Source organism: Streptomyces alkaliphilus, assembly GCF_014141535.1.
Classification (GTDB): Bacteria; Actinomycetota; Actinomycetes; order Streptomycetales; family Streptomycetaceae; genus Streptomyces; species Streptomyces alkaliphilus.
On record NZ_VKHT01001466.1, the window covers coordinates 1 to 886 of the forward strand.

An 886-nucleotide genomic window follows, 5' to 3' on the forward strand; every position below is an offset into this window, starting at 1 on the left:
GGGCGCGGCGATCCCCCGGGGGACATCCCCCCGGCCGTCCCCGAGACGGCTCGGGGACGGCCGGGGACGGCCTCCACCCGGAGGTGGTGGGGCCCGCCCCCGTTCTACTCCCCCGGGCGGAGGATCGGTCCAGACCCCGGGGCGATCCGTGGGCACCCCCGCCGCGCATAGCGTGGCACCATGACCACGCCAGGAAGCACTCCGCCGGTGACACCGCTCACCTTCTCGGCCTATGTCAGGGCGCGCGGACCGGTGTTGTTGCGCACGGCCCGTTCGTTGACGCCGAACCCGAACGACGCCGAGGACCTCCTGCAGACCGCGCTCACCAAGACGTTCGTGGCCTGGGACCGCATCGAGGATCGGCGTGCCCTGGACGGCTACGTGCGGCGCGCCCTGATCAACACCCGGACCTCGCAGTGGCGCAGGCGCCGCGTGGACGAGCACCCGGTGGACGAACTGCCCGAGCCCGAGCCCGCCCCGGAGACCGATCCGGCCGAGCGGCAGGCCCTGCGCGAGGCGATGTGGCGGGCGGTGCTGCGACTGCCTCCCCGCCAGCGGGCGATGGTGGTGCTGCGCTACTACGAGGATCTGAGCGAGGCCCGCACCGCAGAGGTGTTGGGGGTGTCGGTGGGCACGGTCAAGAGCGCCGTCTCCCGCGCCATGTCCCGGCTGCGGATGGACGCCCGGCTGGCCGCCCTGGCGGCCCCGGAGGGCTCCGCGGAGTCGGCGGGAGCCACGGAAACGACCGGGGCGGAGATCCTGCCGGGTCCTCCGCTCGCGACCGGGAGGCGCCGCGGGGCCCGTGGCGGGACGGTCGGGCGGGGTCCCGCGACGCTGGTGGCCCGGGCTGCCTGAGCGCCGCCCCGGGTGCGCGACCACCGATCCC

The 886-nt window shown here is 75.7% G+C and carries 1 pseudogene; it reads left to right on the top strand.

Features of this window, described 5'->3' with window-relative positions:
* Window positions 1-180: 180 nt before the first annotated feature.
* Window positions 181-699 (top strand): annotated as a pseudogene (locus FNQ90_RS25130) (SigE family RNA polymerase sigma factor); the annotation flags it as partial.
* Between the last annotated feature and the right edge of the window lie 187 nt (window positions 700-886).